The sequence below is a fragment of the Actinomadura sp. NAK00032 genome, assembly GCF_013364275.1.
Taxonomy (GTDB): Bacteria; Actinomycetota; Actinomycetes; order Streptosporangiales; family Streptosporangiaceae; genus Spirillospora.
Window position 1 is genome coordinate 7,109,064 of the sequence record NZ_CP054932.1, and the last position, 14,910, is coordinate 7,123,973.

General features: G+C 73.0%; 12 protein-coding genes. All 12 read right to left on the reverse strand.

All coding sequences use genetic code 11. The annotated features are described in order from the left end of the window. Positions 1 to 111: 111 nt before the first annotated feature. A complete protein-coding gene (locus HUT06_RS32445) occupies positions 112 to 705 on the reverse strand; it encodes a GNAT family N-acetyltransferase (RefSeq protein WP_176199180.1) in 594 nt (197 codons plus the stop codon). Then, entirely contained in the window at positions 702 to 1,133 is a 432-nt protein-coding gene (locus HUT06_RS32450; RefSeq protein WP_176199181.1) for a thioesterase family protein, read from the reverse strand. Before HUT06_RS32450 ends, HUT06_RS32445 begins: the two co-directional genes overlap by 4 nt. A gap of 55 nt (positions 1,134 to 1,188) precedes the next feature. Continuing rightward, positions 1,189 to 2,517, reverse strand: a complete 1,329-nt coding sequence (locus HUT06_RS32455; protein ID WP_176199182.1) for an enolase C-terminal domain-like protein — start codon at positions 2,515 to 2,517, stop codon at positions 1,189 to 1,191. After that, entirely contained in the window at positions 2,514 to 4,025 is a 1,512-nt protein-coding gene (locus HUT06_RS32460) for an aldehyde dehydrogenase (NADP(+)) (protein WP_217711556.1), read from the reverse strand. Before HUT06_RS32460 ends, HUT06_RS32455 begins: the two co-directional genes overlap by 4 nt. Positions 4,026 to 4,126: 101 nt before the next feature. Then, positions 4,127 to 4,765, reverse strand: a complete 639-nt coding sequence (locus HUT06_RS32465) for a hypothetical protein (protein WP_176199183.1) — start codon at positions 4,763 to 4,765, stop codon at positions 4,127 to 4,129. Next, on the reverse strand, positions 4,762 to 5,238 hold the full coding sequence (locus HUT06_RS32470; RefSeq protein ID WP_176199184.1) for an RNA polymerase sigma factor: 477 nt from the start codon (positions 5,236 to 5,238) through the stop codon (positions 4,762 to 4,764). Before HUT06_RS32470 ends, HUT06_RS32465 begins: the two co-directional genes overlap by 4 nt. 750 nt (positions 5,239 to 5,988) lie before the next feature. After that, positions 5,989 to 7,653 (reverse strand): energy-dependent translational throttle protein EttA, encoded by a 1,665-nt coding sequence (ettA, locus tag HUT06_RS32475; protein ID WP_176199185.1) that lies wholly within the window; start codon positions 7,651 to 7,653, stop codon positions 5,989 to 5,991. A gap of 66 nt (positions 7,654 to 7,719) precedes the next feature. Then, positions 7,720 to 9,009: a GGDEF domain-containing protein gene (locus HUT06_RS32480; protein WP_176199186.1), complete on the reverse strand. Its 1,290-nt coding sequence runs from the start codon at positions 9,007 to 9,009 to the stop codon at positions 7,720 to 7,722. A 439-nt stretch (positions 9,010 to 9,448) separates the two neighbouring features. Beyond that, positions 9,449 to 9,913 carry a single-stranded DNA-binding protein gene (locus HUT06_RS32485; protein WP_176199187.1) on the reverse strand — a complete coding sequence of 155 codons (465 nt, stop codon included), beginning with the start codon at positions 9,911 to 9,913 and terminating at the stop codon, positions 9,449 to 9,451. A gap of 85 nt (positions 9,914 to 9,998) precedes the next feature. Then, positions 9,999 to 11,717 carry a GTPase family protein gene (locus HUT06_RS32490; protein WP_176199188.1) on the reverse strand — a complete coding sequence of 573 codons (1,719 nt, stop codon included), beginning with the start codon at positions 11,715 to 11,717 and terminating at the stop codon, positions 9,999 to 10,001. Then, on the reverse strand, positions 11,714 to 13,657 hold the full coding sequence (locus HUT06_RS32495) for a dynamin family protein (RefSeq protein ID WP_254715495.1): 1,944 nt from the start codon (positions 13,655 to 13,657) through the stop codon (positions 11,714 to 11,716). The genes HUT06_RS32490 and HUT06_RS32495 overlap by 4 nt, the downstream gene beginning before the upstream one ends. Next, complete coding sequence (gene cobA / locus HUT06_RS32500; protein ID WP_254715496.1) at positions 13,654 to 14,892, reverse strand: uroporphyrinogen-III C-methyltransferase; 1,239 nt, start codon at positions 14,890 to 14,892, stop codon at positions 13,654 to 13,656. The genes HUT06_RS32495 and cobA overlap by 4 nt, the downstream gene beginning before the upstream one ends. Between the last annotated feature and the right edge of the window lie 18 nt (positions 14,893 to 14,910).

Below are 14,910 nucleotides of genomic sequence, written 5' to 3' on the forward strand. Positions count from 1 at the left end.
AAAACGGATTGCTGTGGTGCTTGTTACCTATCCGTGACGGCTCGGTTGTCACCGGGCGCGCCAGGACAGAACACCACGCACGCGGGGTCACGCGGAGGGGCGCTCAGAGGGTCACGCGGGCGGCGTGAGGGACACCCCGTCGTCCCACGGGGCCAGGCGTTCGAAGAGGTGCTCGTCGTGCCAGCGCCCGTCCAGGTGGATGTGGCGGCGGGCCGTCCCCACGGCCGTGAAGCCGTTGTTGCACAGGACGCGCTGGGACGCATGGTTGTCGACCCGCGTAAAGGCTTCGACGCGGTGCAGGCGCAGCGCGCCGAACGCCACGTCCAGGGCCTGCCTCAGCGCCTCTGTGGCGACACCGTGGCCGGCGTGCGCGCGCGCCACCCAGTAGCCCACGAAGCAGCTCTGGAGCGGGCCGCGCAGGACGTTGTTGAGCGTGATCCGTCCGGCGATCTCGCCGTCGACCAGGATCAGGCCGGGCCACATCTCCCCCACCGCGTACGCCTCGATGAGGTCGTGCGTGTTGTCGCGCTGGCCGTCGACCGTGAAGTACGCGTCGTCCCGCTCCGGCTCCCACGGGCGCAGGTACTCGCGGTTGTCCCGGCACAGCGCGGCGAGCGCCTCGGCGTCCGCCATCTGGACGACGCGCAGCCGCACGCCGGGCTGGGGTCGGTCCAGCGCGGGCGGCGGGCCGGCCAGCGCGGTCATGCGCCCGGCACCACGTAGCGTCCGATGAACTCGCGCTCCTGCGGCGTGAAGCGCCGCAGCCGGTTCGCCTCCACGTCGAACGCGACGAGCGTCGAGGTCGCCACCGCGTACACGTTCTCGTCGTCGCGCACCTCGTAGCCGAGCTTGAACGAGGCGGCGCGGGCCTCGGTCACCCAGGTCTCCACCCGGATCGGGTAGACGGTCGGCAGCAGCGGCAGCCGGTAGTCGATCTCGTGCCGCGAGATCACCATGCCGCGCACGGGCTCCTCGCCCTTGCGCACCGGATCGCCGTGGAACATCTCCAGCCGGGCGTCCTCCAGGTAGCCGAGGAACTTGACGTTGTTCACATGGCCCTGGGAGTCGATGTCGCCGAACCGGATGTTGAACTCGTAGACGTGCCGGTACTCGGCCGTAGGCGTCCGCTGCATGTCCTCGCCTGGGGATCGGGGAACCGGGGTCGGCCCGATGTTACCCGCAGCCGATTCAGCCCCTGACGAGGCAGGGGCGCTTGCGGTCGAACGTCCAGCCCGGGACCAGGTACCGCATCGCCGCCTCGTCGTCCCGGTCGCCGAGCCCGTGCCGGACGTAGCGCCGGTGCGCCTCCTCCAGCCGCTCCTCGTCGATCTCGACGCCGAGGCCCGGTGCGTCCGGCAGGCCGACGCGGCCGTCCGCGATGCGGAGCGGGTCCCTGGTGAGGCGCTGGCCGTCCTGCCAGATCCAGTGCGTGTCGATCGCGGTGATCTCGCCGGGCGCGGCGGCGGCGACGTGGGTGAACATCGCCAGCGACACGTCGAAGTGGTTGTTGGAGTGCGAACCCCAGGTCAGGCCCCACGCCTGGCAGAGCTGCGCCACCCGCACCGAGCCGCGCATCGTCCAGAAGTGCGGGTCGGCGAGCGGGATGTCGACCGCGTCCAGCCGGATCGCGTGGCCCAGCTCTCGCCAGTCGGTCGCGATCATGTTGGTGGCGGTGCGCAGGCCGGTCGCGCGGCGGAACTCCGCCATCGTCTCGCGTCCCGAATAGCCCAGTTCGGCGCCGCACGGGTCCTCGGCGTAGGCGAGGACGTCCTTGAGACCGTTGCCGATCCGGACGGCCTCCTGGAGCGACCAGGCGCCGTTCGGGTCGAGGTTGATGCGGGCGTCCGGGAACCGCTCGGCGAGCGCCCGCACCGCCTCCGCCTCCTCGTCGGGCCGCAGCACGCCGCCCTTGAGCTTGAAGTCGGCGAACCCGTACCGCTCCTGCGCGGCCTCCGCCTGCCGGACGATCGCGTCCGGCGTCAGCGCCTCCTCGTGCCGCAGCCGGAGCCAGCCGTCCGCGTCCTTCGGGGGCTCCTGGTAGGGAAGGTCCGTCTTGTTCCGGTCGCCGATGTAGAACAGGTAGCCGAGCATCGGGATGGAGCTGCGCTGGACGCCGTCGCCGAGCAGCGCAGCCACCGGCACGCCGAGGAACCGCCCCAACAGGTCGAGCAGCGCCGACTCGATCGCGGCCAGCGCGTGGACGGTGATCCGCGTGTCGTGCGTCAGCGGGCCGCGCCCGCCCGCGTCCAGGTGCCCGAACGCGGCCCGGACGGAGTTCAGGATCTCGTCCGAGCGGCCGACGGGCCTGCCGGTGATCAGCTCCCGGGCGTCCTCCAGCGTCTTGCGGATGCCCTCGCCGCCCGGCACCTCCCCGACGCCCGTGCTGCCGGACGAGTCGGTCAGCAGCAGCACGTTCCGCGTGAAGAACGGGCCGTGCGCCCCGCCCAGGTTGAGCAGCATGCTGTCGTGGCCCGCGACGGGCACGACCCGCATGCCGGTGACGACCGGCGTGCTCATCGGGGCGCCCCCTGGTAGGCGATCGGCCGCTGGAACCGCTCGATGGCGAGGCTGCCCACCGACGTCGTGCGCGCGTCGGACGTCGCCGGGTACGGGCCGCCGTGGACCATCGCGTGCCCGACCCTGACCCCGGTCGGCCAGCCGTCCCACACGATCCGGCCGGCCAGCCGCTCGACGACCGGCAGCAGCCGCGCCGCGTCGTCCCCGGCGCCGTGGATCGTCGCGGTCAGCTGGCCCTCCAGGCCCCGCGCCACGTCGACGACCTGGTCGAGGTCGTCGCAGCGGACCACCAGCGAGCAGGCGCCGAAGACCTCCTCCTGGAGGTCGGGGCCGAAGTCGGCGGCGTCCACCGTCGCCAGCGCGGCGCGGCAGCCGGCCGCCGCGTCCGGCTCCCGGCCGCGGGCGATGACCTCCACGTCCGGATGCCGTTCGAGCCGTGCGACGCCGTCGGCGTAGGCGCGGGCGATGCCCGGGGTGAGCATCGGCGCCCCCGGGTCGGCCTCGATCGCCTTGGCCGCCGCGTCCAGGAACGCGTCGAGGTCCGTCCCCCGCACCGCGAAGACCAGCCCGGGATTGGTGCAGAACTGGCCGGCGCCGAGCGTCACCGACCCCGCGAACCCCTCGGCCAGCTCGCCGGCGCGCGCGGCCAGGGCGTCCGGCAGCAGGAACACCGGGTTGACGCTGCTCATCTCCGCGTAGACCGGGATCGGGACGGGACGGCCCGCCGCCGCCCGCGCGATCGCCAGCCCCGCCTTCCGCGACCCGGTGAACCCGACCGCCCGCACGCGCGGGTCGGTGACCAGCGCGATGCCGAGCGTGGGCCCGTCGCCGTAGAGCATCGAGAACACGCCCTCGGGCAGCCCCGCCTCCCGGACGGCCTCCGACACCGCCGTCCCGACCAGCTCGCACGTCCCCGGGTGCGCGTCGTGCGCCTTCACGACGACCGGGCAGCCCGCCGCCAGCGCGGACGCGGTGTCGCCGCCCGCCACCGAGAACGCGAACGGGAAGTTGCTGGCCCCGAACACGGCGACCGGCCCCAGCGGCATCCTCCCCTGCCGGATCTCGGGCCCGCCCTCGCCCGCCGGGTCGGTGCTCAGCGTCGGCCGGTCGCCTTCGCGGAGGCCGTCCAGGGAGCCGGGCGCGGCGGTGGCGCGCAGGTCGGCGGCGAAGAGCCGGAGCTGGCCGGTGGTGCGGCCGACCTCGCCGGTCAGCCGCGCTTCGGGGAGGCCCGTCTCGGACATCGCGCGCTGGACGAGGTCGCCGGCGAGGGCGTCGAGCCTGCCCGCGATCGACTCCAGGAAGGCGGCGCGCTGCTCGGCCGTCGTCGCGCGGTAGGCGTCGAAGGCCTGCTCCGCCAGGGCGCAGGCGCGCTCCACGTCGGCCTGGTCGCCGTAGCGGTACTCGGGATCGAGGTCCTCACCGGTGCGGGGGTCGACGGCGGTGATCGCCCGCCCCGTGCCGGCGACGCGGTCGAAGCCGATCACCATGCGTCCGGTGAGCTGCGCCAAGGGTCCGTCCTCCTCCGTCAGGTCACGTCAAAACGGACCCTAGGAGACGGGAACGATACCTGTCCAACACGAAAAACGCATTGTTCGATGCACTCGGAGCATCAATCCTGGGCGAACGGATCGGTCACCGTGCCGGACGGAAGCGCGGCCGAGGCGCTCTTCAGCAGGGCGACGAAGTCGGCCAGGCAGGTGATGCACCGCGCGGCATGACGGCTCAGCTCGCGGATCCGCTCGTCGCTGAGCACCTCGTTCGGCGGCGCCAGCTCGCGAACGTGGGTACAGCGCTCCGGGGGCTCGCGCGGCAGCTCCCGGCGGCCCGCGAACCCGGCCAGCATCTCGTCGATCCGGTCGGCGGCCTCGGGATAGCCGGCGGCATAGGCCTCCGCGTACGCCTGCGCCGCCTCGGTCACCAGGTGCAGCTCCGCGCGGCCGCAGGCCCCGGCGAGCCGGTCGAGCGTCCGGCCGAGCCGCAGCGCGGCGTCGGCGTGGTCGCCGCCGGCCGCGACCCGGAACCAGCGGGCGGCCTCCGCCAGGTCGCCGTCCGCCTCGTGGCGGCAGCCCAGCTCGTACGCGGCCCGGTCGAGCTGCAGCGACGCGACGAACGCCGCGTGCCGCGCCCGCGCGATGTCGTCGCGCCGCCGGTACTCCTCCTCCACCTCCGCGAGCCCGACGGCGAACTCGGCCTCGGGCATGCCCGCGATCGCGGACGCCGCGGCGGCGAGGGCACCGTCCAGGGTCACGCGTCGACCTCCGCCGGCCGCACCCGCCCCGCCAGCCGCCGCCGCGCCCGCTCCACATGCACCGCGGCGGCGGCCTCGCTCTCGTCCAGGATCTCCGCGACGTCCGGCATCGGGAACTCCAGCAGGCAGCGCAGCGCGACGGCCTCCCGCTGCCGGCGCGGCAGGCTCCGCACCGCCGCCATCAGGCCGTCCGGCTCGGCGCCGGCCATCTCGTCCAGCGACGTGCACTGCTCGCGCGCCTTCGCCTGCCAGCGGCGCAGCAGGGTCGTCGCGATCCGGAACAGCCAGACGCCCGGCTTCTCGCAGGTGACCAGCTCGCCCCAGCCGCACCGCGCGGCGAGCATGCTCTCCCGCGCGACGTCCTCGACCCAGCGCCCGTCCGCCGTCTGCGCCCGCAGGTACCCGGTGAGCAGCGGCGCCCAGTGCCGGTGGAACGCGGGGAACGACGTCAGCGACTCCCGCTCCGCGTTCATCGCGCCGCCCGCCCCGTCATCGTTGACCCGTCCACGAATCTCCTTTGCGGCACACAGGAACTGCTTTCACCCCAGTCTTACGCATAAAAGCGCCACCAGGGCTCACAATCCCCAACATCCCCCGCCACGATCCCGAGCTCAGTGATCAAAAACATCAATGACCACTAGGTCACTGCATCTCGCCCTCCACCTGCACCAACACTCCCGACAAAGATCACCAAGAATGGCCCGATGTCCAAAACAGACATTCACCCAACACCACCACGAACCAAATTCGAAAGTGTCAACCAGACGGGAGACCTGGAGTTCTATGGGGGCGTGGAAGGCCCCGGATTCCCACCGGCCGTAGCCGACAAGGCCATGCACGGGAACCACGTGAAGACGCGAGGCGGCGCTTCGCCCACCTCCATACGCGCCCAGGCCCGCCCCCAGGCAGCAGTGCATGCCACCGCCGAACGCCAGGTGCGCGAAAAGCTCGCGGCCCGAATCGAGCGGTTCGCGCCGCCGGGCGTGCACCTGGACGGCCTCCCTCACGCCGCTCGGTCGGCAGCGAGGTCGGGAACAGCGTCGGCTCCGTTGCGGCCGTCGCGGTCGCCCCGGACGTCGCTGCGATCGCACCGGCCCGATCGGCCTCGACGACGCGGCCCTGACCGCCACCGCGTCGCCGGACGGGTCGGCTGGGCGGAAAGCCGAACGGCCGCGCGGCACCGGTGAAGGTGTCCGCGCGGCCGTCGGGCGTGGTGCGGTGGGTCAGTCGCGGGTGAGCTTGCGGTGCGTCACCCGGTGGGGGCGGGCGGCGTCCGCGCCCAGGCGCTCGATCTTGTTCTTCTCGTAGTCGGCGAAGTTGCCCTCGAACCAGAACCAGTTCGAGCCCTCCTCCCACGCGAGGATGTGGGTGGCGATGCGGTCCAGGAACCACCGGTCGTGCGAGGTGATCACGGCGCAGCCGGGGAATTCGAGCAGCGCGTTCTCCAGGCTGGACAGGGTCTCGGTGTCCAGGTCGTTGGTCGGCTCGTCCAGCAGCAGGACGTTACCGCCCAGCTTGAGGGTCAGCGCCAGGTTAAGGCGGTTGCGCTCGCCACCCGACAGGACGCCCGCGGGCTTCTGCTGGTCGGGGCCCTTGAACCCGAACGCCGCGACGTAGGCGCGGGACGGCATCTCGACCTGGCCGACGTTGATGTGGTCCAGACCGTCCGAGACGACCTGCCACACCGTCTTCTTGGGGTCGATGCCGCCGCGGCCCTGGTCGACATAGGAGACCTTGACGGTCTCGCCGAGCCGCAGCGTGCCGGCGTCCGGCTGCTCCTCGCCGACGATCATGCGGAAGAGCGTCGTCTTGCCGACGCCGTTCGGGCCGATGACGCCGACGATGCCGTTCGGGGGCAGGTTGAACGACAGGTCGTCCATCAGCAGCCGGTCCTCGAAGCCCTTGGTGAGCTTGTCGGCCACGATGACCGTGTTGCCGAGGCGCGGGCCCGGCGGGATCTGGATCTCCTCGAAGTCCAGCTTGCGGGTCTTGGCGGCCTCCGCCGCCATCTCCTCGTAGCGCTCCAGGCGGGCCTTGCTCTTGGTCTGCCGCGCCTTCGGGTTCGAGCGGACCCACTCCAGCTCGTCCTCCAGGCGCTTCTTGCGCTTGGCGTCCTTGTTGCCCTCGACCTTGAGGCGCTCGGCCTTCTTCTCCAGGTAGACGGAGTAGTTGCCCTCGTAGGGGTAGCAGCGGCCCCGGTCGAGCTCGAGAATCCAGGTGGCGACGTTGTCGAGGAAGTACCGGTCGTGCGTGACGGCCAGGACGGTGCCCTCGTACTTGGCGAGGAACTGCTCCAGCCACTGCACGCTCTCGGCGTCCAGGTGGTTGGTGGGCTCGTCCAGCAGCAGCAGGTCGGGCGCTTCGAGCAGGAGCTTGCACAGCGCGACGCGCCGGCGCTCACCGCCCGACAGCTTGGTGACGTCGGCGTCCGGCGGCGGGCAGCGCAGCGCGTCCATCGCCTGCTCGAGCTGGCTGTCGAGGTCCCACGCGTTGCGGTGGTCGAGCTGCTCCTGGAGCTTGCCCATCTCCTCCATCAGCGCGTCGGAGTAGTCCGTCGCCATCTTCTCGGCGATCTCGTTGAACCGGTCGACCATCGCCTTGGTCTCGGCGACGCCCTCCTGCACGTTCCCGAGGACGTCCTTCTCCTCGTTCAGCGGCGGCTCCTGCTGGAGCATGCCGACGGTGAACCCCGGCATCAGGCGCGCGTCGCCGTTGGAGGGCTGTTCCAGACCGGCCATCATCCGCAGCAGCGTCGACTTACCGGTGCCGTTCGGCCCCAGGACGCCGATCTTCGCGCCCGGAAGGAAATGCAGGGTGACGTCGTCGAGGACGACCTTGTCGCCATGTGCCTTGCGCACACGCTGCATCGTGTAGATGTACTCGGCCATATCCTCAAGCCTAGAGGGTCCTGGGACCGCTTCGTCGCCCTCCGGCGCCGACCGCCCCGGGCGGGCTCAGCCGCCCGCTGCCTTGGGCCCCTCCAGTGCGGGGAGGCAGACGCGGTCGCGGCCGGACGACTTGGCGCGGTACAGGGCCAGATCGGCGGCGGCGAGCAGCTCCAGAAGGTCTTGGCCGTGGGTGCGGAAGAGGGCGACGCCCACGGAGACCGTGACCGTGACCGTGCCCTCCTCGGCCGGCACCGCGAGCCGGCGGACCCGGCCGCGGAGCCGCTCCGCGACCCGGCACGCCTCCACGGTGTCGGCGCCCGGCAGCAGCACCACGAACTCCTCGCCGCCGAACCTCCCCACCACGTCGTAGTCGCGCAGCTGGTGGCACAGGGTGCTCGCAACCCCCACCAGCACCTGGTCGCCGATCAGGTGGCCGTGGGTGTCGTTGACCCGCTTGAAATGGTCGATGTCGATCAGGAGCAGGGCGACGGCGTCGTGGGTGCGCTGCGCCCTGGACAGCTCGGTGTCGGCCTCCCGCTGCCAGGCCGACGCGTTCAGCAGGCCCGTCTTCGCGTCCGTCCGCGCGGCGGCCTGGAGCTGCTGGTGCATCATGCTGCGCTGCAGCAGCATCACGGGGGGCAGCGCCAGCAGGAGCAGCCCCAGCGACAGGGCGCTGGTGATCGCCACGATGACGCCCACGCAGAGCTCGACCACGTCCAGCAGCAGGCTCTCGCGGTTCCACAGGACGTCCCGCCAGCGGCTCTCGGGGTTCGCCGCGTGCGCCGCGACCGCGACGATCGCCGTGTTCACCACGGTGAACAGCGCCGCGCAGCCGACGGCCGCCGGGATGCCCGGGTACGACTCGACGACCCACTCGGGCGCCCCCTCCAGCGGTTCGGGCACCACCAGGTGGAACACCTCGGACGCGCACGCCCCGGCGATGCCGAGCGCACCGGCGACGATCGCCCGCCGGTAGATCAGCGTGCGGCGCACCCGGAACTGCAGCAGCGCCTGCAGCGGCACGGGAAGCAGCAGCGCGTACAGCGGCGGCAGCAGCAGCGCCACCGGCAGCCACCACGCCGACAGCAGGTCGCGCGCGACACCGGCCGGCATGCCGAGCCGCCGGGTCGCCTCGATGCACATGGCCCCGCACGCCAGCAGGGCCGCGAACGTCACCAGGTCGCCGCCCCGGTACGGGGTCTCCACCAGCCCGGCGACGACGAGCCCGAGGTGGACGGCGACGACCACCGGCACGTAGACCACGAGCAGGGACGGACGCCCCGGTCGTACCCGGCGCCCGGGCTTGCCGGCCAGCTCCCCACCATGGTCCTCGGCGGACGACTGCACTGCCGTCATCCTTCCCCCTTACGCGCATCACGTTGTGTAACACGATAGTTGCAACGTGTGCGGAACGGGCGTGAAACAGGTACGTTCGGGAAGGCACATGCGGGTGACCGTTCCGGGCACCGGCATCAGGGCCCGCGGAATCGCGGTGCTCAGCACATCCTGAGGGGGAAATCGTCATGCGCGGCATTTCCTGGATCTGACCAGGCCGCAAAACCCCGACGGCGCGGGGGCGCCGACCGGCGACCACGCCGGCCACGCCCCCGCTCCCCCCAGCCGAACCCCGCAAAGGCGCTGGCGGCGCCGAACCACGCGTCCCGAGCCCGTGGGATACGCCAACGGCTACGCCCTGAGCGTGGCGTTCGAACGACTGCGCGGCACATGCCCGAGCGTCCACCGGAACCCGGAACCGGCGCGGCGAGCCGGCTGAGGCCCGACCGGCGGGCGGGGGTCAGGCGGCTTTGGGTTCTTCCTCGTCGGTGGGGGCTGTCAGGGCCCATTGGTCGGCGGCCTCGCGGGCCAGCTGGCGGTCTTCGTCGGTGAGGGGGCCGCTGCGCTGGGCGGGGCGGTAGTCGACGGTGCCCCGGTTCAGGTCGGGGCCGAGGGTGAGGGCCTCCACCTCGGCGGAGAAGCGCCACTGGTCGGCGCGTTCGTACTGCCGGATGCGCAGGCGGCCGGTGAGCAGGACGGGGGTGCCGCGCTGCAGTTCGGACGCGTTGACGTTCTCGGCGAGGTTGCGCCAGCAGTTGACGGTCACGAAGAGGGAGTCGTCGTCCTGCCACTGGTTGGTCTGGCGGTCGAAGCGGCGGGGCGTGCAGCCGACGCGCAGGGAGAGGTAGGGGGTTCCGTTCGCGGTGACGGCGTAGTGCGGTTCGGCGGCGACCCAGCCGGTGATGGTGACGTGTGCCTCGTTCACTGCGTCCTCCGTTGTTCTCGGTTTACGAGTCAACGGTGGCGCGGCGGCCGCGCGGCGGGCAGCGCCTCGCGGAACTGTGGATAACTCAGCCGAGGGCGACGTCCACGTCCTTGCGGAAGCGGGCGTAGACGTCCAGGTCGTCCTCGATGGGCTCGATGACCTTCTCGAACGCGACGTGCTCGATGCCCTGCCGCATGTGGTGCTCCATCTTCTCGCCGTGTTTGGCGGACGACAGCGCGACCAGGTTGCGGCACGCGGACGCCGTGAGCCAGCCCATGCCGAGCGTGCACACGACCAGGACGGCCACGTAGGGGATCAGGCCCGCCTGGCCGATGAGGCCGGACGGGTCGTCGCCGCCGGCGCCCAGCAGCCCGTAGGCGACGAGGAAGCCGATCCAGACCACACTGAGGACGGCGACCAGGATCAAGAAGTACTGCCAGGTCTTCACCAGCCACCACCAGCGCGGAACCGTGTTGAAGCTGGGCAGTGCCGCCTTCAGCGACTCGCCGAGCGCCTCGGGGATCTCGGTGGCGTGGGCGCGGGCCGCAGCCCGGACGGAGCGCCCCCAGTGGGTGGGGAGGTCGGGGGTCAGGCCCTCGGTGACGCTCTGGAGCGCGTTGTCCACGTCGCCCTGCTGGGCGCCGACCGGGCCGGTGAAGGCGTTGCGGAGCTCCTCGCGCAGCTCGGTGAGCCGCATCCGGCGCAGCGGGTCGGAGCGCAGGCGGGCGATCATGGCGGTGACGGGCCAGCCGACGAAGTCGGCGGCGCGCAGTTCGTAGGCGCTCTCCATCGCCTCGGCGACGGCGGGCGCGCCGGCGGCGTCGGTGAAGGCCTGGATCAACTCGGTGCGGCGGCCCTCGTCGACGGTGGTCGGCGGCTCGGCGTCGAGGCGGTAGGCGGTGAACCGCTCGGCGACCCGGTCGACGTCGGCGGACAGGCGCTCGGTGCGGGCGCGGCGCGCGGCGACGGTGTCGATGAGGACGTCCCGGAACCCGTGCACGCCGTCGGCGGCGACCGCGGACGTGGTCACGATGCGGGGGTCGGCGAGGCCCTCGGCCTCCAGGAGGCGGCGCAGGTCGGCGACGCAGTCGTCGATCTCGTGCGGGGCGAGCCGGTCGACCTGGTTGAGGACGATCAGCGTGACGCCGGTGTGCCGGGCGAACGGGACGATGTAGTTGCGGTGCAGGGCGGCGTCGGCGTACTTCTGCGGGTCGACGACCCAGACCAGCAGGTCGGCGATGGTGACGAACCGGTCGACCTCGGCGCGGTGCACGGCCTGGATGGAGTCGTGGTCGGGCAGGTCGATCAGCACGAGGCCCTGCATGCCGGCGTCGGCGCGCTCCAGGTCGAGGGCGCTGGCGCGGGCGTAGCGGTGCCGCTTGTCGACGTCGAGCCAGTCGAGCAGCGGCCCGGCGCCGTCCAGCCCCCAGACGCAGGAGTGGGCCTTGGACGTCATCGGGCGGCGCATGCCGGTGGGTGAGAGTTCGAGCCCGCAGATCGCGTTGAACAGGGAGGACTTGCCGCTGCCGGTGCCGCCGGCGAGGGTCACCACGGTGTGGTCGCCCGACAGCCGCAGCCGCTGCCCGGCCCGGTCGAGCAGCGCGCCCGTGTCGTCCAGGACGGGCTGGTCGAGCCGCCCGAACCCGCTCTGGACGAGCCGGTCGAGGGCGTTGAGCCGGTCCACCAGCGCGGGCGGCCCGGCGGGCGCGGGCGCGGGCGCGGCGGGGGCCGGCCCGGCCGCGTCGGCGAGCGGGATCCCGCCGGTGCCGGCCGGCGAGTTCGCGGGGAGGGCCGAGGTGGTCATCGGGCGACCTCGAGGTTGTAGGTGGCCTGGTACAGCTGGACGGGGACGGTCTCGTCGGGGATGCCCGCGGAGTCGAGCACCTGCCCGAACCTGATGGCCTCCTCGTCGAACAGCATCCCGATGCGGCTGCGCAGGTCGGCGCGGGCCTTGGCGCCCATGCCGCGCAGCGACTCGGCGCCGAACAGCGCCTTCAGCAGCCGCTGCGGGACGGCGCTGTTGCCGCCCTCGACGGCCACGTCGGACGTGCCGTAGCCGAGCAGGCCGATCATCAGGACGAGCGAGACGGCCTCGGTGTCGAACGAGACCAGCTTCGCGACCGAGCGCTTGGTGACGCCCTCGGTGCGGATCAGCTCCTGGACGTGGTCCTGCCAGGAGCTGACGGCCCGGGTGACGCGCCGCGACAGCTCCGGGGAGACGTGGGCGAGGTCGGCGTCGGTCCCGGCGAGGACCTGCCGCCCGGCGGGGTGGTCGCGCCAGCGGGCGAGGACCTGCTCGGCCCCGTGCTCGGCGGACGACATGATCAGCGATTCGAGCCCGCTGCGCAGCGCGGCCTTGAGCGCCCGGACGCGGGCCGGGCTGCGGCGCCCCGCCCGGCGGCCCGCGGCCCGGCCGCGCCGGGACCGCTGGACGTGCAGGGCCTTCAGCAGGTCGCCGGTGCCGGCGAAGTCCTGCCAGCGGGCGAGGACCTCGCCGCGCAGCAGGGAGCCGTTGCGGGTGGCCTCGTCCAGTTCGGCGAGGGCGGTGCCGTAGCCGGCCTCGACCTCGCGGGCCAGCTCGGCGCGCTGCCCGACCTGCGCCTCGACGTGCCGGGCGACCTCGGGGACGCGGGTGCGGAGGCTGTCCAGGACGGCGGCGAGGGTGTCGCTGATGACGATCTCGCGGTCCTCGGCGTCCTCGGCGACGCCGGTCAGCCAGCCGCGGATGTCCTCGACGGTCTCCTCGGGGAGCCGGCTGTTCTCGATGCGGGTCTCGGGGATGGTGAAGCGCTGCGCGTCGCCGACCTCGTGCTCGTCCAGCATCTCGCCGAAGTGCTCGACGACCTCGGCGCCGGCGCCGTCGGGGACCCGGGACAGCACGACGCCGATCGTGGCGCCGTTCTCCTTGGCGCGCTGGAGCATCTGCCACACCTGGGCGTCGGCGTACCGGGCGGCGGTGGTGACGCACAGCCACAGGTCGGCGGCGGCCATCAACTTGGTGGCGAACTCGTAGTGGTCCTCGAAGACGGAGTCGAAGTCGGGGCTGTCGAGCAGGGCGAGGCCGGGCGGCAGGACGTCGCTGCCGATGATGACCAGCTGGTCGCCGGCGATGGCGTCGGGCGCGGGGCCGCGCACGCGTCCCATGCCGGGCAGCATCGGCCCCTCCATGAACCACTCCGTGTGGTCGGGGTGGCAGACGAGGATGGGGCTGCTGGTGGTGGGGCGCAGCACGCCGGTGGCGCTCACACGGGCGCCGACGAGCGTGTTGACCAGGGTGGACTTGCCGGCGCCGGTCGATCCGCCGAGGACCACCAGCAGCGGCGCGCCGGCGGCCTGGATGCGCGGGAGGACGTAGTCCTCCAGCTGGCCGCGCAGCTCGTCGCGGGCCTCGCGGGCCTCCTCGACGCCGGGGACGTCCAGCAGCAGGTCGAACGCGCCGAGCTGCGCGCGGAGCGCGGTCAGGGCGCGGATCAGCTCGCCCTGCCGGACCGTCCCGCCGCCGGTCCGGGGGGCGGCGCGGCGGCGGCCCTTGCCCTTCGCCCTGGCGGGCGGGGCGACCTGCTCCAGTGCGTCGGCTTCGGGGGCGGCGGGGGTCGTGGGGGGCTCTGGGGTCTCGGGGGCGTCCTTGTCGGGCACGGCGTCCTTCTCGGGCACGGCGTTGTCGGGCGCGGAGTCCTCGATTCCGCGTCCCTGGCCGGCGGCCTCCTCGTCGTGGACCGCGCTTCGCTCTGCCGGGGGTGTCACGGATCCCGTCCCATGTCCGCTCGAATCATGTCGATCTCTCGTGCCACGGTGACCACGTCGCCGACCACCACGATCGCCGGGGGCCTGACCTCGGCGTCGGCCATCGCGCCGGCCACCGTGCCCAGCGTCGCCGTCAGCGACCGCTGGGCGGGGAGCGTGCCGTCCTGTACCACGGCCACCGGCGTGTCGGACGATCGACCATAGCGCATGAGGGCCGCTGCGATGAGCGCCATCCGCTCCACCGCCATGAGCAGGACGATCGTGCCCCGCGCGCGCCCCAGCCCGGCCCAGTCGACGGTGGAGTCGGGGTGGTCCGGCGGGACGTGCGCGGAGACGACGTGGAACTCCTGCGACACCCCCCGGTGGGTGACCGGGATGCCCGCGGCGGACGGCACGGCGACCGCGCTGGTGATGCCGGGGACGACCGTGACGGGCACGCCGTGGCGGGCGCAGTACAGGGCCTCCTCGCCGCCGCGCCCGAACACGAACGGGTCGCCGCCCTTCAGCCGGACGACGAAGCGCCCGGCCCGCGCGTGCTCGACGAGGTACTCGTTGATGCGGTCCTGGGTGACGGTGCGGCCGTAGGGGATCTTCGCCGCGTCGATCACCTCGACGTCGGCGGCCAGCTCGTCCAGCAGGCCGCCGGGGGCGAGCCGGTCGGTGACGACGACGTCGGCCATGGCGAGCAGCTGCCGCCCGCGCACGGTGATCAGCCCGGGGTCGCCGGGGCCGCCGCCGACGAGCGCGACGCCGGCGGGCTTGCGCCGGGAGTGCCGGGATTCCAGGGCGCCGTCGCGCAGCCCCTCCACCACGGCGTCGCGGATGCCCGCGGCGCGGCGGGGGTCGCCGCCGAGCAGCACCCCCACGGTCGCGTCGCCCGCGTGCCCGCTGGCGGGCGTCCAGGCCGGGGACGACTCGGCGTCGTCGGCCCGCACCGCCCAGATCCGCTTGGCGTCGGCCTCGGCGACCACGTCCCCGTTGACCGCCGCGTCGTCGGTGACGGCCTGCACGAGCCAGGCGCCGGCGCAGTCGCCGCGCTTGTAGGGCCGCTGATGCCAGGTGATCCGGCCGCGTTCGGCGAGCCCTTCGAGGGTGGCGGTGACGTGCGGCGACACGAGGACGACCGCGGCGCCCGCGTCCAGCAGCGCGGGCACGCGGCGCTGGGCGACCCGGCCCCCGCCGACGACGAGGACGCGTCGCCCGCCGAGTCGCAGGCCTAGCAGGTACGGGGGCACGTGATGGTTCTCTCGGTC